Origin of the sequence: Nocardioides sp., from assembly GCF_030149505.1 — a bacterium.
Taxonomy (GTDB): Bacteria; Actinomycetota; Actinomycetes; order Propionibacteriales; family Nocardioidaceae; genus Nocardioides.
Window position 1 is genome coordinate 43,279 of sequence record NZ_JASBRN010000072.1, and the last position, 19,222, is coordinate 62,500.

16 protein-coding genes are annotated in these 19,222 nt (G+C 72.1%); 6 read left to right on the plus strand and 10 right to left on the minus strand.

Annotated elements, in window-relative coordinates; all coding sequences use genetic code 11:
- Positions 1-11 precede the first annotated feature (11 nt).
- Positions 12-1,049 (plus strand): LLM class F420-dependent oxidoreductase, encoded by a 1,038-nt coding sequence (locus Q1V71_RS15920; RefSeq protein ID WP_300645037.1) that lies wholly within the window; start codon positions 12-14, stop codon positions 1,047-1,049.
- Here the strand turns inward: Q1V71_RS15920 and Q1V71_RS15925 are convergent.
- Positions 1,042-1,410: a hypothetical protein gene (locus tag Q1V71_RS15925; protein WP_300645038.1), complete on the minus strand. Its 369-nt coding sequence runs from the start codon at positions 1,408-1,410 to the stop codon at positions 1,042-1,044. The two genes, Q1V71_RS15920 and Q1V71_RS15925, sit on opposite strands and share 8 nt — an antisense overlap.
- A gap of 295 nt (positions 1,411-1,705) precedes the next feature.
- Between Q1V71_RS15925 and Q1V71_RS15930 the strand changes: the two genes are divergently transcribed.
- Entirely contained in the window at positions 1,706-4,231 is a 2,526-nt protein-coding gene (locus tag Q1V71_RS15930; protein WP_300645040.1) for a bifunctional FO biosynthesis protein CofGH, read from the plus strand.
- A 116-nt stretch (positions 4,232-4,347) separates the two neighbouring features.
- On the opposite strand, the gene Q1V71_RS15935 is transcribed toward Q1V71_RS15930, so the two are convergent.
- Genes Q1V71_RS15935 through Q1V71_RS15945 form a run of 3 tightly spaced genes read right to left on the minus strand, consistent with a single transcriptional unit; the run spans position 4,348 to position 7,512 of the window.
- Complete coding sequence (locus tag Q1V71_RS15935; protein WP_300645043.1) at positions 4,348-5,610, minus strand: sugar ABC transporter permease; 1,263 nt, start codon at positions 5,608-5,610, stop codon at positions 4,348-4,350.
- Complete coding sequence (locus Q1V71_RS15940; RefSeq protein WP_300645044.1) at positions 5,603-6,412, minus strand: ATP-binding cassette domain-containing protein; 810 nt, start codon at positions 6,410-6,412, stop codon at positions 5,603-5,605. Before Q1V71_RS15940 ends, Q1V71_RS15935 begins: the two co-directional genes overlap by 8 nt.
- Complete coding sequence (locus Q1V71_RS15945; protein WP_300645045.1) at positions 6,412-7,512, minus strand: substrate-binding domain-containing protein; 1,101 nt, start codon at positions 7,510-7,512, stop codon at positions 6,412-6,414. Before Q1V71_RS15945 ends, Q1V71_RS15940 begins: the two co-directional genes overlap by 1 nt.
- Positions 7,513-7,691: 179 nt before the next feature.
- On the opposite strand from Q1V71_RS15945, the gene Q1V71_RS15950 reads away from it, so the two are divergent.
- The 4 genes from Q1V71_RS15950 to Q1V71_RS15965 all read left to right on the plus strand — a co-directional run bounded on the left by Q1V71_RS15950 (position 7,692) and on the right by Q1V71_RS15965 (position 10,951).
- Entirely contained in the window at positions 7,692-8,906 is a 1,215-nt protein-coding gene (locus Q1V71_RS15950; RefSeq protein ID WP_300645046.1) for an ROK family protein, read from the plus strand.
- A gap of 80 nt (positions 8,907-8,986) precedes the next feature.
- Positions 8,987-9,472 carry a DUF5709 domain-containing protein gene (locus Q1V71_RS15955; RefSeq protein WP_300645047.1) on the plus strand — a complete coding sequence of 162 codons (486 nt, stop codon included), beginning with the start codon at positions 8,987-8,989 and terminating at the stop codon, positions 9,470-9,472.
- 74 nt (positions 9,473-9,546) lie between these two features.
- Positions 9,547-10,440, plus strand: a complete 894-nt coding sequence (locus Q1V71_RS15960; RefSeq protein WP_300645048.1) for a TIGR03619 family F420-dependent LLM class oxidoreductase — start codon at positions 9,547-9,549, stop codon at positions 10,438-10,440.
- A gap of 136 nt (positions 10,441-10,576) precedes the next feature.
- Positions 10,577-10,951, plus strand: a complete 375-nt coding sequence (locus tag Q1V71_RS15965) for a lipopolysaccharide assembly LapA domain-containing protein (RefSeq protein WP_300645049.1) — start codon at positions 10,577-10,579, stop codon at positions 10,949-10,951.
- A gap of 30 nt (positions 10,952-10,981) precedes the next feature.
- Here Q1V71_RS15965 and Q1V71_RS15970 read toward each other — a convergent pair whose 3' ends face one another.
- The 6 genes from Q1V71_RS15970 to Q1V71_RS15995 form a co-directional block, all read right to left on the minus strand.
- Positions 10,982-11,497, minus strand: a complete 516-nt coding sequence (locus Q1V71_RS15970) for an ACT domain-containing protein (protein ID WP_300645050.1) — start codon at positions 11,495-11,497, stop codon at positions 10,982-10,984.
- Positions 11,494-12,492: a hypothetical protein gene (locus tag Q1V71_RS15975; protein WP_300645051.1), complete on the minus strand. Its 999-nt coding sequence runs from the start codon at positions 12,490-12,492 to the stop codon at positions 11,494-11,496. The genes Q1V71_RS15970 and Q1V71_RS15975 overlap by 4 nt, the downstream gene beginning before the upstream one ends.
- Positions 12,493-12,663: 171 nt before the next feature.
- Complete coding sequence (locus Q1V71_RS15980; RefSeq protein WP_300645053.1) at positions 12,664-13,677, minus strand: Ig-like domain-containing protein; 1,014 nt, start codon at positions 13,675-13,677, stop codon at positions 12,664-12,666.
- Between the two features lie 132 nt (positions 13,678-13,809).
- The gene (gene guaA, locus Q1V71_RS15985) at positions 13,810-15,393 is read right to left on the minus strand and encodes a glutamine-hydrolyzing GMP synthase (RefSeq protein ID WP_300645054.1); all 1,584 of its coding nucleotides are present in this window, start codon (positions 15,391-15,393) and stop codon (positions 13,810-13,812) included.
- Between the two features lie 347 nt (positions 15,394-15,740).
- Positions 15,741-17,465: a GMC family oxidoreductase gene (locus tag Q1V71_RS15990; protein ID WP_300645055.1), complete on the minus strand. Its 1,725-nt coding sequence runs from the start codon at positions 17,463-17,465 to the stop codon at positions 15,741-15,743.
- Between the two features lie 5 nt (positions 17,466-17,470).
- The gene (locus Q1V71_RS15995; RefSeq protein ID WP_300645056.1) at positions 17,471-19,093 is read right to left on the minus strand and encodes a succinic semialdehyde dehydrogenase; all 1,623 of its coding nucleotides are present in this window, start codon (positions 19,091-19,093) and stop codon (positions 17,471-17,473) included.
- Positions 19,094-19,222 lie beyond the last annotated feature (129 nt).

Below are 19,222 nucleotides of genomic sequence, written 5' to 3' on the forward strand. Positions count from 1 at the left end.
AGGTCCCCCTGATGAAGCTGTCGATGCCGCTGGTCTACGCCGGCAACCCGCGCGAGACCGCGGACCAGGTCGCAGGCCTGGAGAAGGCGGGCCTGGACATGATCTGGGTCGCCGAGCCGTACGGCTTCGACGCACCGACCCTCATGGGCTACCTCGCGGCCAAGACCGAGACCGTGCAGATCGCCGCCGGCATCCTCAACGTCTACTCCCGCACCCCCGGCGCCCTGCTGCAGACCGCGGCGGGCCTCGACAACGTCTCCGGCGGTCGTGCCGTGCTCGGCCTCGGCGCCTCCGGCCCGCAGGTCATCGAGGGCTTCCACGGCATGGCCTACGACCGCCCCCTCACCCGCACCCGCGAGGTGATCGAGGTGCTGCGGATGGGGCTGCGCGGGGAGAAGCTGGACTTCCGGGGCAAGACCTTCTCCGTGCCGCTCCCCGAGGGTCAGGGCCTGGGACTGGGCAAGCCGTTGAAGCTGCTCAACAAGCCCGAGCGCGCCGACGTCCCGATCTGGGTCGCCGCGCTGGGCGACAAGAACGTCGCCATGACCGCGGAGGTCGCCGACGGTTGGCTGCCCTTCCTCTACTACCCCGAGAAGGCCCAGGAGATCTGGGGCGAGCCGCTGGCCCGCGGTGCCGCGAAGCGCTCCGCCGATCTCGCGCCCTTGGAGATCTGCGCCGGCGGCATGGTCGCGATTGGCGAGGGCCCGGAGACCAAGGCACTGCTGGACTTCATCCGGCCGATGTACGCGCTGTACGTCGGTGGCATGGGTGCCCGCGACAAGAACTTCTACAACCAGCTCGCCTGCGAGTACGGCTTCGAGAAGGAGGCCAAGGAGATCCAGGACCTCTACCTCTCGGGCAAGAAGAAGGAGGCCGAGGCCCTGGTGCCGATGGAGTGGCTCGAGGCCGGCAACCTGGTGGGCCCCGCCTCCTACGTCAAGGAGCGGATCGCCGCCTTCCGCGAGTCGGGCGTGACCAACCTGTCCGTGACCCCGGCCAGCGACGACCCGGCCGCCACGATCGCGCAGGTCAAGGAGTGGGTCAGCTGACCCGCTGCGGGGCCGTCGCCTCCGCGCGGGGCGAAGGCATCCGCACCTGCGAGCGCACCGCGGGTGCGACCGGCTGGTCGGGCTGCGGCTCGGCCGGCTGCTCGGCCGGCTCCTGCGCCGGCGTACGACGGCCGGTCAGCGCGCCGCGCACCCGCTGCACCAGCGACCAGGCGCCACTCAGCAGCACCAGCCACGCCGCGATCCCGATCAGGTAGGCCGGGACCACCAGGAGCGGGTGCACCCTCCAGGCCCAGACCAGGCCGACGGGGATCGGGCCGAGCACCACGACGGCGGCGAGGAGCACCAGGACGGCGCGCCGCAGGCGCGCCCCGCGCCCCTGACGCTGTGCGGTGTCGGTCATCGTCTGGCCCCATGTCTTCGTGTCCCGCCGCCGGGACAGGTGCTCACGGTGCCAAACGATCGCGCGAAGGTAAAGACACGGTCCCGCTGTCTGGTCATGACCTCCAGACCGGGGTGGACAGCGGCACCCCGGGTGGTCCACCCCCGGGACGGCGCCCGGTGACGTGAGCAGGTGCCTTGGCCTCCGGTGCGCGCGACCCGGGTCGCGTCGAGGTCGCGTTGAGGTCGCGTTGAGCAGGTGTCTTGGCGGTCGGGCCCCTCCGTTGATGCTGGGGTGCCATCGTTAGCCTGTGCCGATGGACGACCAGCCCACCCCGCACCAGGTACGCCGGGCACTGGCCCGCGCCGAGCGGGGCGCCCGGCTCGACGAGGCCGAGGCCACGGCGCTGCTCGCCGCCACCGGCCCCGACCTCGACCGCCTCTGCGCGGCCGCGGCCCGCGTCCGCGACGCCGGCCTGGTCGCGGCCGGTCGCCCCGCGACGGTGACCTACTCCCCCAAGGTCTTCATCCCCGTGACCCGGCTGTGCCGGGACCGGTGCCACTACTGCACCTTCGTCGAGACCCCCGCGCAGGCCGCCCGGGAGGGCCGCGCCCCCTACCTCTCCCCCGACGAGATCCTGGCCATCGCCTCCCAGGGCGCGGCCATGGGCTGCCTCGAGGCGCTCTTCACCCTCGGCGACCGGCCCGAGGACCGCTGGCCCGAGGCGCAGGCCTGGCTCGACGAGCAGGGCTACGACTCCACCCTGGCCTACGTCCGCGCCATGGCGGTGCGGGTGCTGGAGAAGACCGGGCTGCTGCCGCACCTCAACCCCGGCGTCATGTCGTGGGAGGAGATGAACCGGCTCAAGCCCGTCTCCCCCTCCATGGGGATGATGCTCGAGACCACCTCGCGGCGGCTCTTCGAGGAGAAGGGGCAGGCTCACTTCGGCTCCCCCGACAAGGACCCCGCGGTGCGGCTGCGGGTGCTCGAGGACGCCGGTCGGCTCTCCATCCCCTTCACCACCGGGCTGCTCGTCGGCATCGGGGAGACCCTGGCCGAGCGCGCCGAGACGATCTTCGCGCTGCGCGCGACCCTGACCGCCTACGGCGCCGTCCAGGAGGTCATCGTCCAGAACTTCCGCGCCAAGCCCGACACCGCGATGCGGCACACCGACGACCTCGACCTCGATGAGTACCGCGCCGCGATCGCCGTCACCCGACTCGTCCTGGGCCCCCGGGCCCGGGTGCAGGCACCCCCCAACCTGGTCGACCTCGAGGAGTGCCGCACCCTGCTCGAGGCCGGCGTCGACGACTGGGGCGGGGTGTCGCCGCTGACCCCCGACCACGTCAACCCCGAGCGCCCCTGGCCCTCGCTCGAACGGCTGCGCGCCGTCACCGCCGAGTGCGGCTTCGAGCTGGCCGCACGGCTCACGGTGCACCCCGAGCAGGTCCGCGCCTCGCTGGCCGGCGACGCCGCCTGGATCGACCCGCGCGTGCGCGGCCACGTCGCGGCGCTGGCCACGCCCGAGGGGCTCGCGCGCCCCGGCGTACGGCCCGTGGGGCTGCCGTGGCAGGAGCCCGACGGCGGGCTGGAGTCGGCCGGGCGCACCGACCTCTTCGAGGCGGTCGACACCGAGGGGCGCTCGGCGGACCGGCGCTCGGACTTCGCCGAGGTGTACGGCGACTGGGAGACCGTCGGCGCGGCCGCTGCGCGCACGGGTGCTCCCGCGGTGCTGCACAGCGAGGGCCGCGAGGCCCTGGCCGCAGCCGAGGCCGACCCCGGCAACCTGTCCGACGAGCACGCGCTGACCCTCATGACCGCCGAGGGACCCCTGCTGGAGCAGGTGTGCCGGCTCGCCGACGACCTGCGTCGCGAGGTCGTCGGCGACGAGGTCACCTACGTCGTCAACCGGAACATCAACTTCACCAACGTCTGCTACGTCGGGTGCCGCTTCTGCGCCTTCGCACAGCGCAGGACCGACGCCGACGCCTACTCCCTGTCGGTCGACGAGGTCGCCGACCGCGCCGCGGAGGCCTGGGACCTGGGCGCGACCGAGGTCTGCATGCAGGGCGGCATCGACCCGGACCTCCCGGCGTCGGCGTACTTCGACCTGGCCGCGGCGGTGAGGCGGCGGGTGCCCGACATGCACGTGCACGCCTTCTCCCCGATGGAGGTCGTCAACGGCACGGCCCGCACGGGGCTCTCGGTCGAGGACTTCCTCATCAAGGCCCGTGAGTCCGGGCTCGGGTCGCTGCCCGGCACGGCCGCGGAGATCCTCGACGACGAGGTGCGCTGGGTGCTGACGAAGGGCAAGCTGCCGGCGCGCACCTGGATCGACATCGTCTCCACCGCGCACCGGGTCGGGCTGCCGACCACCTCGACGATGATGTTCGGCCACGTCGACAACCCGCGGCACTGGGTCGGGCACCTGCGGGTGCTGACGCGGATGCAGGACGCCGCCCTCGAGCACGGCGCCGCCCGGTTCACCGAGTTCGTGCCGTTGCCCTTCGTGCACACCTCGGCGCCCATCTACCTCGCCGGTGTCGCCCGTCCCGGTCCGACGCTGCGCGACAACCTCGCGGTGCACGCGATGGCACGCATCCTGCTGCACGGGCGGATCGACAACATCCAGACGTCGTGGGTCAAGCTCGGCGTGGAGGGCACCCGCGCGATGCTGCGCGCCGGTGCCAACGACCTCGGGGGCACGCTGATGGAGGAGACCATCTCCCGGATGGCCGGCTCCGAGCACGGCTCGGCCAAGACCGTCGAGGAACTGGTCGAGATCGGTGCCGGCATCGGCCGCCCGGTCCGCGAGCGCACCACCCTGTACGCCGCCCGCTGACCCCCCGCCGAGCCGTCACCTCTGAACCGCCGAACCGTCACTTCTGAACCCTCGAGCCGTCAGCTCCTGGTGCGGAACTGACGGCTCGGGGGTTCATTCCTGACGGTTCGGCGGTCCTAGCCCCGGCCGGAGGACGACCTGGCCTTGCGGGAGACCGAGTCGATGGCGACCGCGAGGAGCAGCACCAGGCCGGTGACGATGAAGCGGACCGAGGAGTCCACGTTCATCAGGTTCAGCCCCGACTGGATCGACTGCAGCACCACGATGCCCAGCAGGGCCGCCCATGCCGAGCCCCGGCCGCCGAAGAGGCTGGTGCCCCCGATGACGGCCGCCGCGATGGCGGTGAGGTTGGTGTCGGTGGTGCCCGAGCTCTGCGAGACCGAGGTCAGCTGGCCGGCGATGAGGATGCCGCCCAGTGCCGCGAAGGTCGAGCAGAGCGCGAAGACCGAGACGTAGATCCCGCGCACGTTGATGCCGGCGCGGCGTGCGGCCTCCTCGTTGCCACCGACGGCGAAGACGTGCCGTCCCCAGCGTGTGCGGCGCAGCGCCAGGTCCATCACCACGACGAGCGCGGCGAAGAGGACGAAGAGGTAGCCCCAGCCGCGGTCGATGCCGAGGTAGTAGGTCAACCAACCCAGACCCACCAGCAGCAGCCCGCCCTTGACCAGGACCACGGTGAGCGACGGCGGCGTCAGCCCCGCGGCCCGCCGACGGCGGATCGTGAGCAGGTTGACCGCGACGTACGCCGCCACGACCAGCGCGAGGAGCGCGTAGGCCTGGACGTCGCTGAGGAACTTCTCCCGCGCGAAGGAGCGGAGCGCGGAGTCCTGCGGGAGCACCACGGTGCCCTTGTCACCCAGGACGTAGAGCAGCGCGCCCTGGAACGCCAGCAGCCCGGCCAGGGAGAAGACGAAGCTCGGCACGCCGATCTTCGTGTAGAGCAGGGAGTAGAGCAGCCCCACGGCGGTGCCGACGAGGATACCCACGGCCATCGCCCCGACCAGGCCCCACCCACGGGAGTCCATGAGGACCGCCATCGAGGCGGCCGCGAACCCTGACACCGAGCCGACGGACAGGTCGATCTCGCCGAGCAGCAGCACGAGCACGATGCCCAGGGAGATCACCCCGACCGGTGCCGCGAACTGCAGCATCGTGACGAGGTTCTTCGAGGACAGGAACGTCGGCTCGTTGAGCTGGAACACGAGCGCGATGACGACCAGGCCGATGATGACCGGGATCATCCCGAGCTCACCGCCACGCAGCCGCACCACGAAGGCCGAGACCGCGCCGGAGAGTCCCTGGTTGCTGATCAGCCGCTCGTCGGCGGCGTCGGCCGCGAGGGCCGAGGCGGTCGCGTCCTGCAGGACCTGCTCACTCATGTGTCTCTCCCCTGCGCTCGGAGGTCTTCTGGGCGCGAGCGGTCACGACGTTGTCCGAGGCGCCGGTGATGGCGGCGACGAGCTCGGCCGTGCTGGTCTGCGAGGTGACGAACTCGGCAGCGTTGCGCCCCAGCCGCAGCACGACGATGCGGTCGGAGACCGCCTGGACGTCGGCCATGTTGTGGCTGATCAGGATGACGCCGAGCCCCTGCTCGCGCAGCCGCTCGACGAGGTTGAGCACCTCGGCGGTCTGGGCCACGCCCAGGGCCGCGGTCGGCTCGTCGAGCATGACCACCTTGGGGTTGCCCACCAGCGACCGGGCGATCGCCACGGTCTGCCGCTGGCCGCCGGAGAGGCCGGCGATGGGGATGCGCACCGAGGGGATCTTGGCCGAGAGGGTGCGCAGCAGTCGCCACGCTTCCCTCTCCATGCCGATCTCGTCGATGAACGCCCCCCGCCGCCACTCCTGCCCGAGGAAGAGGTTCGCGACGACGTCGAGGTTGTCGCAGAGCGCGAGGTCCTGGAAGACCGTCGCGATGCCGAGGGCCTGCGCGTCGCTGGGGCCGCCGACGCTGATCCGGCGACCGGCGAAGGTGATCGCGCCGTCGTCGGGCTGGTAGACGCCCGAGATGACCTTGACCAGGGTCGACTTGCCGGCACCGTTGTCGCCCACCAGGGCGACGACCTCGCCGGCACCGACCTCCAGGGAGACGTTGGAGAGGGCCTGCACGGCCCCGAACCTCTTGTTGATGCCGGTCAGGGAGAGCACGCTCTCCCTGACCGGCGTCGCCACGGTGCTCATCAGGAGATGCCTGCCGCCTCGCAGTCGTCGGCGTAGTCGCCGGTGCAGATGTCCGAGGCGTCGTAGAACCCGTCGGCGATGACGGTGTCGGCGACGTTCTCGGCGGTCACGATGATCGGGTCGAAGATGAACGACGCGACGCCCTCGTACTCGGTCTGGTCGACACCCGTCTCGGTGGTGTCGGGCACGTCCTCGCCGTTGGCGAGGTAGACCGCGACCTCAGCGGCCGTCTCGGCCTCGATCGGGATCGGCTTGTAGATCGTCATGGCCTGCTCACCGGCGAGGATGCGCTGGATCGCGGCGATCTCGGCGTCCTGGCCGGTGATCGGGGGCAGCGCGTCGAGCGCCACGCCCGAGCCGGTCAGCGCGGCGACGACGCCGCCGGCCTGGCCGTCGTTGGCGGCGTAGACGCCGTTGATCTCCGAGGCGTCGTACTTGCTCAGCTGGTCGGTGGTCCACTGCTGGGCGTTCTCCGGGGACCAGTCGGGGTTGTCGTACTCCTCGAGGATCGTCAGCCCGGACTCGTCGATCACCGAGTGGGCACCGGCCTTGAACTGGGCGGCGTTGGGGTCGCTGGGCGCGCCGTTGAGCATGAGGATGTTGCCCTCGTCGCCCATCGCCTCGACCAGGGCCTCGCCCTGCAGCTGGCCGACGGTCTCGTTGTCGAACGACATGTAGTAGTCGGCACCGGCGATGAAGCGGTCGTAGGCGATGACCGGGACGTCCTGGCCCTGGGCCTCGGAGACCATGCCGGTGGCGCCGGCGCCGTTGACCGGGTCGAGCACGAGCACGTCGGCACCGGCGTTGAGCGCGGTGGTGACCTGCTGCTGCTGCTTGGCCTCGTCCTGGTCGGCGTTGTAGTAGTCGACGGTGCAGTCGTCGCACAGCTCGGCGACGGCAGCCTCGAAGAGGGGCTTGTCGAAGGCTTCGTAGCGGGTGGTCTTCGACTCTGGGAGCAGCAGCGCGATGGTCGCGCCGCCCTCGGCGGAGTCGCCGGATCCCGAGTCGGCGGCCTCGTTGGCGCCGCAGGCGGTGAGGGCCAGGCCCCCGATGAGGATCGACGCCGAGAACGTGGCGACGCGGTGCAGGTGGAGCGACACGGACCTTCTCCTTCGTGACGGCCAGGTGGCCATGAGTGACGAGTGAAGTGAACGCCGCCACATTCTTGTCGTCAAGACCTGAAGACAAACTTTCTTTGCGCGTAAGCGTTACCGCTTTTGTCTTCATAACTTAGACACAAGTGCTTGACCCGACGCGAGAGGCGCGTCACAGTTCCGCCATGCCCTCCGCTCCGGTCCGGCCCGCCCCGGGCTCGCCGTCCTCGCTGCGCGACGCCAACCAACGCCGCGTCCTGGACCTGCTGCGCACCCGCGCTGAGGCCGAGCAGGCGACCGGGGGCTCCCCCGCCGCGCCGGGCGGCACCATGCCCGCCGCCTTCACGCAGGCCGAGCTCGCCCGCGCGACCGGCCTGGCTCCCGCGACGGTCTCCAACATCGTCCGCGACCTCAGCGCGGCGGGCTTGGTGGAGGTGCTGCCCGGCAGCGGCCGGCGCGGCTCCTCGGTCCGGCTGGCCAGCCGGGCGGCGTACGTCGTGGGCATCGACTTCGGGCACAGCCACGTCGCCGTGGCGGTCGGCGACCTGCTCGGCGAGCCGCTGCGCGAGGAGCGGGTGGCGCTGGCCGAGGACCTGCCGCACGACCAAGCGCTGGCCACGGCCCAGTCGCTGCTCGACACCATGCTGGCCGACCTGCCGCCGGCGCCCGCGCTGCACCTGGTCCTCGGGCTGCCCGCACCGATCACCGACGACGCCGTGGGCTCGCCCGCGATCTTCCCCGGCTGGGAGGGCGTGGACGCCCGGGAGGTTGCCGAGGCGGCGCTCGATCTCCCAGTGACGGTCGAGAACGACGCCAACCTCGGCGCCCTGGCCGAGCACCGCACAGGCGCTGCGCGCGGCAACGACAGCTGCGTCTACGTCAAGATCTCCTCCGGCGTCGGCGCCGGGGTGATCCTCGGCTCGGAAATCTTCCGCGGGGCCGCGGGCTTCGCCGGCGAGATCGGCCACCTCACGCTCGACGACCAGGGCCCGATGTGTCGCTGCGGGAGCCGTGGCTGCCTGGAGGCCTACGCCTCCATCGGCGCCATCCTGGCCCTGATGTCCGGCCAGCAGCCGGGCGCCGTCCTCGACGACATCATCGCGGCCGCCGACGAGGGCTCCTCGGCCGCGCGTCGCACCTTCGAGGACGCCGGCCTGCATCTCGGGTGGGGACTCGCGAGCATCGTCAACCTGCTCAACCCGCACGTGCTGGTCATCGGCGGCGACCTGGCCCGGGCCGGTGACCTGTTGCTGGAGCCGGCCCGCGTGGGGCTGCGCCGGCACACCCTCGACGCGGTCTCGGCCACCCCGGTGCGCCGCAGCGCACACGGCGGTCGCGCGAGCCTCCTCGGGGCGCTGCTGCTGGCCGCGGAGTCCACCGACCTGCTCGCCCAGCACTGACCCACACCGAGAGACGTCTCACCCGCTAGCCCCCTGACAGGGTGGGTCGAGCCGTCCCGCCCTCTGCCTACGGTGGCGCCATGAGCCAGAGCGAGCCCAGCGACCTCGACCCCACGACCGCCGCGGAGTCCTACCACGACTACAGCGTCGACGACGAGGACCAGCCCGTCGGCCTCGACAACCTCACCGACGTCGACGGCGACGTGGAGGACGAGCTCGACCGCGGCTACTCCCCGCCGGAGAAGTACTCCCCCGCCCAGGGCTTCGGCAACACGCCGTACGAGGAGGCCGTCGGGGAGTCCCTGGACCAGCGGATCGCCCAGGAGGAGCCCGAGCCGGACCCCTACGTCGAGGCGGCCCAGCGCGAGGCGGCCGAGGCCCTCGACGACGGCGAGGTCGGCGCCGAGCGTGCCGGTCGCCTGGTCGATCCCGACATGGGCTCGGGCGAGGACCTGGAGAAGGACCTGGTGGGCACCGACGTCGGCATCGACGGTGCCGCCGCGTCTGCTGAGGAGGCCGCCGTCCACGTCGTCCCCGACGACACCGACCCGACCTCGCTCGGCTGAGCCCCTCGGTCCGACCCGCACGGCCCCGCGCGCGCCCCTAGAACACGTTCTAGGGGCGCGCGTAGTCTGCGCCCGTGCGCTTCTCGATCAGCACCGCCTACCTGCCCCTGACCGAGCTCCCGGCCCTCGCGGTGGCCGCCGACCGGCTGGGGTACGACGCCATGGCCGTCCCCGACCACGTGGTGGACCTGGAGACCCTCCAGACGCCGTACCCTTACACCCGTGACGGCGCCCGGCGCTGGGACCACGACGCCGCCTGGCCCGATCCCTGGGTGCTCGTCGGGGCGCTCGCGGCCGTGACGACCCGACTGCGCTTCTTCACCTCGGTGTACGTGCCGGCGCTGCGCAGTCCCTTCCAGGTCGCGAAGTCCGTCGGGACCGCGGCGGTGCTCTCGGGCAACCGGGTGGCCCTCGGCATCGGGATCGGCTGGTGCCGCGAGGAGTTCGAGCTGCTGGGGCAGGACTTTTCCACCCGCGGCAAGCGGACCGACGAGGCGCTGGCGCTGATGGAGCAGCTGTGGCAGCCCGGCTGGACGGAGTTCGAGGGCACCCACTACGCCGCGCCGCGGCTGGTCATGGAGCCGACCCCCACCGCACGCATCCCCGTGTACGTCGGCGGGCTGAGCGAGGTCGCGATGCGCCGGGCCGCGCGGCACGACGGCTGGGTCGGGGACCTCTACACGGTCGAGGAGGCTGCCGGGCACGCCGCGACGCTGGCCCGGATGCGCGAGGAGACCGGCAACGAGCGCGACTTCTCCTTCATCACCGCGCTGACCGACGCCTTCCTGCCCGAGCAGTTCGCGGCCGCGGAGGAGCGCGGGGTGACCGACGTGATGACGATGCCGTGGGCCTACTACCACGGCCTCGACGTGGGCCTGGAGCAGAAGCTCGACGGGATGGAGCGCTTCGCCGCCGACGTGCTGCGCCCGCTCGGCATCACGCCCGCCGCGACGGTCCCGGAGATGTAGAGAACCGCTGGGGTCTCGGGTCCCCAGCGGTTCGAGGTCAACACTAGGCGCCGGTAGGGCACCTGTCACCCGAATCCCGCGATCGCCCACCATCCGGGCGAACTGGTCCAGGCCACCGCGGCGCTACATTCGACCGGTGAGCACCCCGCACGAGCCCACCCAGGCCGTCACCGACCCGCAGCCCGACCCCGCCCCGGAGTCGACGGACGGGACCCCCGAGCCGACGACGACCAGTCCGGTGCGCGGCGACGACCCGCTGCGCGGCTCGCGCACCAGCGGCGTCTGGGTGGCCACCGTCGGCCTGGGGCTGCTGCTCGTGCTCCTCGTGGTCTTCATCGCACAGAACACCGACACGACCACCGTGCGCTTCCTGGCGCTCGAGGGCGAGGCGCCGGTCGCGGTCGCGCTCCTCATCGCCACCGCCGCGGGCATCCTGCTCACCGCCAGTGCCGGCACGCTGCGGATCCTCCAGCTGCGCCGCCGGACCCGCAAGGACCTCAAGCGTCGCTGAGCCGACGCTCGACCCGGCCCCGACGTGGGCTCAGCCCAGCGTCAGGTCCACCATCAGCTCGTCGGCGATCTGCTCGAGGGCTGCCCGCAGCGTCTCGAGGTCGCCGTCGACCGGCGCGACCAGCTCGGCGGTGACCTCGAAGAGCAGTCCCCCGGCCATCGGCGCCTCGCGCAGCCCGGTCGCCAGCGACTCGATGCCCACGCCGTGCGCGGCGATCGTGCGGGAGATCTCCGCGACGATGCCGGGGCGGTCGGTGCCGAGCAGGTGCAGTCCCACGGCGGCCACCTGCTGCTCGGCCGGCTCGTCGGTGCGGCGCACGTCGACCCGCAGGCCGTCCGCCTCGAGCGCAGCCAGGTCACGCTCGAGCGCCTCGACCTCGCCGGTCGGGACGCTCACGAGCACGATGCCGGCGAACTCACCGGCCAGCCGGGCCATCTGGCTGTGCTGCCAGCTGCCGCCCCGCGCCTCCACCGGCGCGGAGACGGCCGAGACCAGACCCGGCCGGTCGCGGCCGATGACGGTGAGCACCAGGGTCGCGGATGTCATGGCCCGGAGCGTACCGACGCGTGCTGGGGTGCCGCCGCCCACGGCATGAGCGGCCGCACGGGAGCCGTCACCGCCCGCGGCAGCAGGTCGATGGCGAGCAGGGCCACGAAGCCGGAGATCGTCTTGTCCGCCAAGGAGGTCAGGATGTTGGCCGAGGCGACCGCGAGCCACAAGGACTTCACCGTCTCCTGGATCGCGTCGATCACGTCGTCGGCGCCGTTGCCGGTCTCCCCGCCCAGGGCGATGATGATCGGGACCGCGAGGCTCGTGCAGACGAGGGCCGTCAGGCAGTTCAGCGCGAAGAACCGCGGCAACGTGCGGCCCATCCGCCACCGTCGTACGCCGTAGCCCCAGACCAGGGCCCCGGCGACGTTGACGATGGCGAACGGGATCGAGCCGCTGCCGGACACGGCCACGCCGAGCAGGTTGGTACTCAGGCCGACACCGGCGCCCCACCAAGGCCCCAGGATCACCGCGGCCACGGCCGTGCCGACCATGTCGAGGTAGAGCGGGATCTCCGGGATCACCACCACCAGGACCCGACCCACCATGTTGACCACGACGCAGCCCAGCGCCACGAGCAGGCCTGCCCGCACCGTCGCGGGCGGGGGTGGAGTGGCCGGCGTGGTCGGTGGCGCGGAGGTCGGAGGTGGCGGCGTGGTGTCCGAGGGGGCCGGGGCGGCCGGCTCCTCGGCGCGCGGGGGGAAGGCCTCGGCGAGGCGAGCGGTGCGGCAGCGCTCGTCCCAGTCGGCGACCTCGTCCTCGTCGGCGCCGAGCGCGCGCACGATGTCGAGGACCAGCGCGGCGTCCAGCCGCCGCCGGCCGGTGCGGAACGCGTCGTACACCGTGGTGCGGGCGGGCCGCGCCGTGGCGTCGGGCCCGCCGCGCGCCTCGCGCAGCCGGGCGATCCGCAGGGCGATCTCGGCGTACGACGGGCTTCCGGCATCCGTGCGTCGGACCTGCAGGTCCTCCGCTATCCGGTCGAACGCCGTCATGCCCCCATCACGCCGAGCAGCCTAGTCGTGGCAGCCCAGTGACACCTCCCCTTCACCTCAACACGTGCCCTGGTCCCCGACGACCGCAGCGGGGGCCGGTGCGGGACCGCCGACCCGCGGCCCCCGTCGTCGCGGGGGCCACGGGTCGGCGGCGGGGATCGGCGGCGGGGGTCAGCGCAGGGTCACCTTACGGGGCGCCGAGGCGGACCCGGCGACCTGCGCGGAGCCGGCGTACGTCGCCACCAGCACGTGCTTGCCCGCGCGCAGCCTCGGCAGCCGCACGGTGGCGACGCCGTCCTGCACGGTGCCGCGGGCGATCTGCCGGCCCTTATCGGTGACGACGACCTCGCCGGACGCGGGCCGGTCGCTCGCGACGGTGATCCGGGCCGTGCCCTTGCGTCGGGTGGAGACGGTGAAGTCGGCCCGGGTGGTGGAGTCGACCTGGTCACCGGGCTGGTCCTGGCCGCCGCCGGCGAAGAGCCCGACGTACGGCGTGACGTACTGCTTGTCGCCGCCGTGGCCACCGACGGTGAAGGCGATCTGCAGGTGGTCGCCGGCCTGCGAGACCGGGCACGGCGCCGTGCCCTCGCGGCGCGACTGGCACTCGGGCTGCTGGGTGGCGGGCCCCTTCAGCACGCGGGTGGCGCGCACCGGGAACTGCAGCTCCAGGATGTCGCCCTGGCGCAGCGTGAAGGGGGTGAAGTCGGCGTTGCCCACCAGGATGCCGCCGTTCTGGCCGTGGTCGAAGGCGAGCGGCTCGGTCCCGAGGTCCTGCTGCTCGCCGGCCTCGGTCAGGTCCCAGCGCACGTCCTCGTCGACGAACTCGATGCCGCTCGGCACGAGGATCTCGGGCAGCACGGCGACCTTGCCGCTGCAGGGCATCCCGACCAGGCCGATGTAGCCCCGCAGGTAGAACTTCTCGCCCACCTCGGGCACCTGGCCGTCGGGCGACCTCCAGCTGACGTTGGCGCTGACGCCGGTCGCGGGGCTGCCGGTGATGCAGGAGACGAGGGTGTCCTCGTCGTGCAGCCCGTCCTGCCACTCCGCGGTGGCGGCGGCGGCGGGGGCCAGACCGCCCCCGACCAGCGTCGCGGCAGCCAGGGAGGTGGCCAGCGAGGTGACCAGGGTGGCGCCGAGCGCTCGACGTCGGAGGGGTCGGGGGGCGGTGGTGCTGGGGGCGGACATGGTGGTCCTTCCTGTGGGGGGTCGGTTCGGTGGACCGACCCTCGCGGTCCCCGCGTCCCGGCCCCCAGGGGCTGCAGCACCCCTCGTGTCCCCCCGTTGTCCCGGCTCCCCGGGACACGGCTCAGCCCCGGGTCACTCCCACTCGATGGTGCCCGGCGGCTTGCTGGTGACGTCGAGGGTGACCCGGTTGACCTCGGGCACCTCGTTGGTGATCCGGGTGGAGATCCGCTCCAGCACCTCGAAGGGCAGCCGGGCCCAGTCGGCGGTCATGGCGTCCTCGGAGGTGACCGGGCGCAGGACGACCGGGTGGCCGTAGGTGCGACCGTCGCCCTGGACGCCGACGGACCGGACGTCGGCGAGCAGCACGACCGGCATCTGCCAGATGTCACGGTCCAGGCCGGCGCGGGTCATCTCCTCGCGGGCGATGGCGTCGGCCTCGCGCAGGACGTCGAGCCGTTCGCGGGTGACCTCGCCGATGATCCGGATCCCCAGGCCGGGTCCGGGGAACGGGTGGCGCCACACGATCTCGGGCGGCAGCCCGAGCTGCTCGCCCACCAGCCGCACCTCGTCCTTGAACAGGGTGCGCAGGGGCTCGACGAGCTCGAACTCCAGATCCTCGGGCAGTCCGCCGACGTTGTGGTGGCTCTTGATCGTCGAGGCGCCCGCTCCTCCGCCGGACTCCACGACGTCCGGATAGAGGGTGCCCTGCACCAGGAAGGCGACCTTGTCACCGTCGTCGCCGCTGACGGCGTCGGCGAGGATCTCCCGCTCGGCGGCCTCGAAGGTGCGGATGAACTCGCGGCCGATGATCTTGCGCTTCTCCTCGGGGTCGCTGACCCCGGCGAGCGCGTCGAGGAACTGCTTCTCGGCGTCCACGACCCGCAGGTCGACGCCGGTCGCGGCCACGAAGTCCCGCTCGACCTGCTCGGTCTCGCCCTTGCGCATCAGGCCGTGGTCGACGTAGACGCAGGTGAGCCGGTCACCGATCGCGCGCTGCACGATCGCCGCCGCCACCGCGGAGTCCACGCCGCCGGACAGCCCGCAGATGGCCTGGCCACGGTCGCCGATCTGGCTACGGATCTTCTCGATCTGCTCCTCGACGATGTTGACCATCGTCCACGTCGGGCGGCAGCCGGCGATGTCCCACAGGAAGTGCTCGAGCACCTTCTGGCCGTGCTCGGAGTGCAGGACCTCCGGGTGCCACTGCACCCCGGCCAGGCCGCGGCCGACGTCCTCGAAGGCCGCCACCGGGGTGACGTCGGTGGAGGCCAGCACGGTGAAACCGGCCGGGGCGGCCGAGACGGAGTCGCCGTGCGACATCCACACCCTGTGCTCGGCGGGTACGTCGGCGAGCAGCGTGCCCGGCTCGGTGACCCGGACCGGGGTGCGGCCGTACTCCCGCGCGCCGGTCGCCGCCACGGTGCCGCCCAGGCCGCGGGCCATCAGCTGGAAGCCGTAGCACATCCCGAAGACCGGGGTCCCCGAGGTGAAGATCGCCTCGTCGATGCCGGGCGCGTCCTCGGCGTACACCGAGGAGGGCCCGCCGGAGAGGATGATCGCCTTCGGGCCACGGGCCAGCATCTCCGCGACCGGCATGTGGTGCGGCACGATCTCGGAGTAGACCCGCGCCTCGCGGACGCGCCGGGCGATCAGCTGCGCGTACTGCGCCCCGAAGTCGACGACGAGGACCAGGTCGTGCTCAGGGGCATCCGTCATGGGCCGCATCGTATCGGCGGGCGGCGTCCCGCTCCCCCGCCAGGTCGGCGTCTGGGCACCAGCCGGCACGGGCCGGAGGGACAGCCGTAAATGCACCAGGGCCCGGCCGGGGAGGGAGGGTGGCCGGGCCCTGATCGTCCACGCTCTGCTGGACAGCGCCTGGACCGCGACCCGGCCTTGTGGGAGGGAGCATGACTGCCGGGTCTGACCACCTCAACGACGGCCCGGGGCCGGGGTTACGTCCGGGTGACGCCGGTCGTGGGAAAACTTTCCCGGTCTAGACGTCGACCCCTCCCGGCCGGTGGCCGGGAGGGGTCGAGGTGGGTGTCCAGCGATGCGGCTGCGGGTCAGGAGACCCCGACGATCGGCAGCCGCAGCGCGCCCGGGGCAGCCTCGGGCACCGCAGGCGCGGCCGGCGGCACCGGGGCGATGCGCTGGTAGTCGGCGCCGAGCGGGGGCCGCGCGTCGGCCTCGCCCTTGTTGGGCCACATCGCCATCATCCGCTCCGCCTGGGCGGTGATGGTCAGCGACGGGTTGACGCCGAGGTTGGCGCTGATCGCCGAGCCGTCGGCGATGTGCAGGCCCGGGTAGCCGTAGACGCGCTGGTAGGCGTCGATGACGCCGGTCTCCGGCGAGTCACCGATCGCGCAGCCGCCGATGAAGTGCGCGGTCAGCGGCATGTTGAACGGCTCGCCGATGTTGCCGCCCGGGGTGCCCCCCAGGACGCCGGCGATGCGGCGCACGGCGTCGTTCGCGACCGGGATCCAGGTCGGGTTCGGGGCGCCGTGGCCCTGGCGGGAGGTCATCCGCCAACCCAGCAGCCCCTTCTTGCCGTACGTCGTGATCGAGTTGTCCAGCGACTGCATGACCAGCGCGATGACGGTGCGCTCGGACCAGTGCTTGAGGTCGTAGAGCTCCTTGATGTTCGAGCGCTGCGTCCACAGCTCCTTCAGCCAGGCGCGCCAGCGCGGGCCGTCGCCGTCACCGTCGGTGAGGACGGTCTGCATCATCGCCATCGTGTTGAAGCCCTTGCCGTAGCGGCAGGGCTCGATGTGGGTGTCCTCGTCGGGGTGGAAGCTCGAGGTGATGGCGACGCCGTAGGAGTAGTCCGTGGTGTCGCTGGACGGCGCGATCGCCCCGAGGATCGACTCGGAGTTGGTGCGCGAGAGGTAGCCGAGCCGGTCGGAGAGCTTGGGCAGGACGCCCTCGTCCTTGAGCCGGTGCAGCAGCTTCTGGGTGCCGAGCGAGGCTGCGGCGAAGATGACGTGCTCGGCGGTGAGGGTGCGCGTGGTGCGCGGCGTGGCGCGCTTGGCCTTGGTGAACTTCACCGCGACGTCGTACCCGCCGCCGTCGCGGGGGCTGACCTGGGTCACCGTGGTCAGCGGCATCACCTTCGCGCCGTTCTGCTCGGCGAGGTAGAGGTAGTTCTTGACCAGGGTGTTCTTGGCGTTGTGGCGGCAGCCCGACATGCACTCGCCGCAGTTGCGGCAGGGGTTGCGGTCGGGGCCGGCGCCGCCGAAGTAGGGGTCGGCCACGACCTGGTCGGGGTCGGCTCCGGGCCCGCCGAAGAAGACGCCCACCGGCGTCGGGTGGAAGGTGTCGCCGACACCCATGTCCGAGGCGACCTTCTCCATCACGTCGTCGGCCGGCGTGCGGACGGGGTTCTCCACGACGCCGAGCATCCGCTTGGCCTGGTCGTAGTAGGGCGCGAGCTCCTCGCGCCAGTCGGTGATGTGGCTCCACTGGGCGTCCTTGTAGAACGCCGGGAGCGGTTCGTAGAGGGTGTTGGCGTAGACCAGCGAACCACCGCCCACGCCGGCACCGGCGACGATCAGGGTGTCGCGCACCGCGTCGATGCGCTGGATGCCGTAGCAGCCCAGGGCCGGTGCCCAGAGGTACTTGGTGATGTCGAGGGTGCCCTTGGAGAAGTCCTTGTCCTCGAAGCGGGGACCCGCCTCGATGACGCCGACCTTGTAGCCCTTCTCGGTCAGCCGCAGCGCGGAGACCGAGCCGCCGAAGCCGGAGCCGATGACGAGGACGTCGTAGTCGAACCGGCGCGTGGTGTCGCTCATGTGTGTCAGGCCCTTCCCAGCTTCTTCATCAGGCGCAGGTTCGCCGTCATGACGGCGGCGTACTGCTCGTCGGACATGCCCAGCATCGGGGCGAAGCGCACCAGGCGCTGCGTGCCCACCGACTGGGACTCGGTGTAGCGGTGGATGCCCTCGCTGCCCTGGCGACGGCCCATGCCGGACTCGCGCATGCCGCCCATCGGGGAGTCGATGCTCGCGAACGTGGCCCCGAAGGCCTCGTTGATGTTGACGGTGCCGCACTTGACCTGTCGCGCCATGGCCCGGGCGCGGGCCCCGTCGCGGCTGTAGATCGAGGCGTTGAGGCCGTACTCACCGTCGTTGGCACGGGCCACGGCCTCGGCCTCGTCGTGGAAGCGGTAGACCGAGATGACCGGTCCGAAGGTCTCCTCGCCGAAGCACGTCATGTCGGGGGTGACCCCCTCGAGGATCGTGGGCTCGAAGAAGAACGGGCCGAGGTCGGGGCGCGCCTTGCCGCCGGCCAGCACGCGTGCGCCCTTGGCGACGGCGTCCTCGACGTGGCGGGTCACGGTGTCGAGCTGGTCCTGGCTGATGAGCGAACCCATGTCGGTGCCCCACTCCAGGGTCGCGCCCAGGGTCATCGCCTGCGTGCGCGCCACGAACCGCTCCACGAACCGGTCGTAGACCTGGTCGGCGACGAACAGCCGCTCGGTGGACACGCAGAGCTGGCCGGCGTTGGAGAACGAAGCCCGCACGGCCCCCTCGGCGGCGCGCTCGACGTCGGCGTCGCGCAGCACGAGCATCGGGTTCTTGCCGCCGAGCTCCAGCGAGCAGCCGATCAGCCGCTCGGCGCAGCCGGCCGCGACCCGCTTGCCGGTCGCGGTCGAGCCGGTGAAGCAGATGTAGTCGGCCTTCGCGATGACCGAGGTGCCCACGCGGGAGCCGGGGCCCGCCAGGACCTGCCACAGGTCCTTGGGGAAGCCGGCCTCCTCGAGGAGCTGTGCGCCGTAGAGGGCGGTCAGCATGGTCTGGGCGTCGGGCTTGGTGACCACGGCGTTGCCGGCGAGCAGGGCCGGGAGGCCGTCGCACAGCGCCATGGTGAAGGGGTAGTTCCAGGGCGAGATGATGCCGACGACGCCCTTGGGCACGCGGTTGACCTCGACCCGGGTCAGGCCGGGCACCACGCCGAGCTTGCGCTGGGTGCCGAGGTGCTGCTGGGCGGTGCGTGCGTAGTAGCGCGCGGTCAGCGCGATGTGCAGCGGCTCGTCGAACGCGTGCTTGCGGGCCTTGCCCGACTCCCACACGATCAGGTCGAGGATCTCCTCCTGGCGCTCGAGCACGAGGTCGTGCAGACGCATGAGGATCGCCGAGCGGTGCTCCAGGCTGGTGCGGGCCCAGGACTCCTGCGCGCGCCGGGCCCGGGCGAAGGCCTCGACCACGTCCTCCTCGCGCGACTGCGGGATGTGCGCCAGCGGCGCGCCGCTCAGCGGCGTGCGCACCTCCTTGGTCTCCCCCGAGGTGGCCAGGATCCGGCGCGTCAGCGCCTCGACGTACTCCGGCTCCAGGGCGTACGCCGCGGTCGGGTCGTGCTCGGGGTCGTGCGGCCCGTCGACGAGCGGGCTGCCTGCGGGGTCGGGGCTCGAGGCGCTCATGTACCGAGAGTATGTGACCGGGGTCTCCGTCACTACCCTTCGGTAGACAAGTGAGGCGCTTGACACATTCCTTTGCTCTGTCAAGCAGTCTGTGCCGAGCGCAGGCCCCCGGACCGGAGCGGTCCGGGG

Coding starts and splice junctions, on each gene's coding strand:
- guaA (WP_300645054.1), bottom strand. CDS start 15,393: ATGACGGATGCCCCTGAGCACGACCTGGTCCTCGTCGTCGACTTCGGG.
- Q1V71_RS15980 (WP_300645053.1), bottom strand. CDS start 13,677: ATGTCCGCCCCCAGCACCACCGCCCCCCGACCCCTCCGACGTCGAGCG.
- Q1V71_RS15970 (WP_300645050.1), bottom strand. CDS start 11,497: ATGACATCCGCGACCCTGGTGCTCACCGTCATCGGCCGCGACCGGCCG.
- Q1V71_RS15950 (WP_300645046.1), top strand. CDS start 7,692: ATGCCCTCCGCTCCGGTCCGGCCCGCCCCGGGCTCGCCGTCCTCGCTG.
- Q1V71_RS15930 (WP_300645040.1), top strand. CDS start 1,706: ATGGACGACCAGCCCACCCCGCACCAGGTACGCCGGGCACTGGCCCGC.
- Q1V71_RS15990 (WP_300645055.1), bottom strand. CDS start 17,465: ATGAGCGACACCACGCGCCGGTTCGACTACGACGTCCTCGTCATCGGC.
- Q1V71_RS15920 (WP_300645037.1), top strand. CDS start 12: ATGAAGCTGTCGATGCCGCTGGTCTACGCCGGCAACCCGCGCGAGACC.
- Q1V71_RS15955 (WP_300645047.1), top strand. CDS start 8,987: ATGAGCCAGAGCGAGCCCAGCGACCTCGACCCCACGACCGCCGCGGAG.
- Q1V71_RS15940 (WP_300645044.1), bottom strand. CDS start 6,412: ATGAGCACCGTGGCGACGCCGGTCAGGGAGAGCGTGCTCTCCCTGACC.
- Q1V71_RS15935 (WP_300645043.1), bottom strand. CDS start 5,610: ATGAGTGAGCAGGTCCTGCAGGACGCGACCGCCTCGGCCCTCGCGGCC.
- Q1V71_RS15925 (WP_300645038.1), bottom strand. CDS start 1,410: ATGACCGACACCGCACAGCGTCAGGGGCGCGGGGCGCGCCTGCGGCGC.
- Q1V71_RS15975 (WP_300645051.1), bottom strand. CDS start 12,492: ATGACGGCGTTCGACCGGATAGCGGAGGACCTGCAGGTCCGACGCACG.
- Q1V71_RS15995 (WP_300645056.1), bottom strand. CDS start 19,093: ATGAGCGCCTCGAGCCCCGACCCCGCAGGCAGCCCGCTCGTCGACGGG.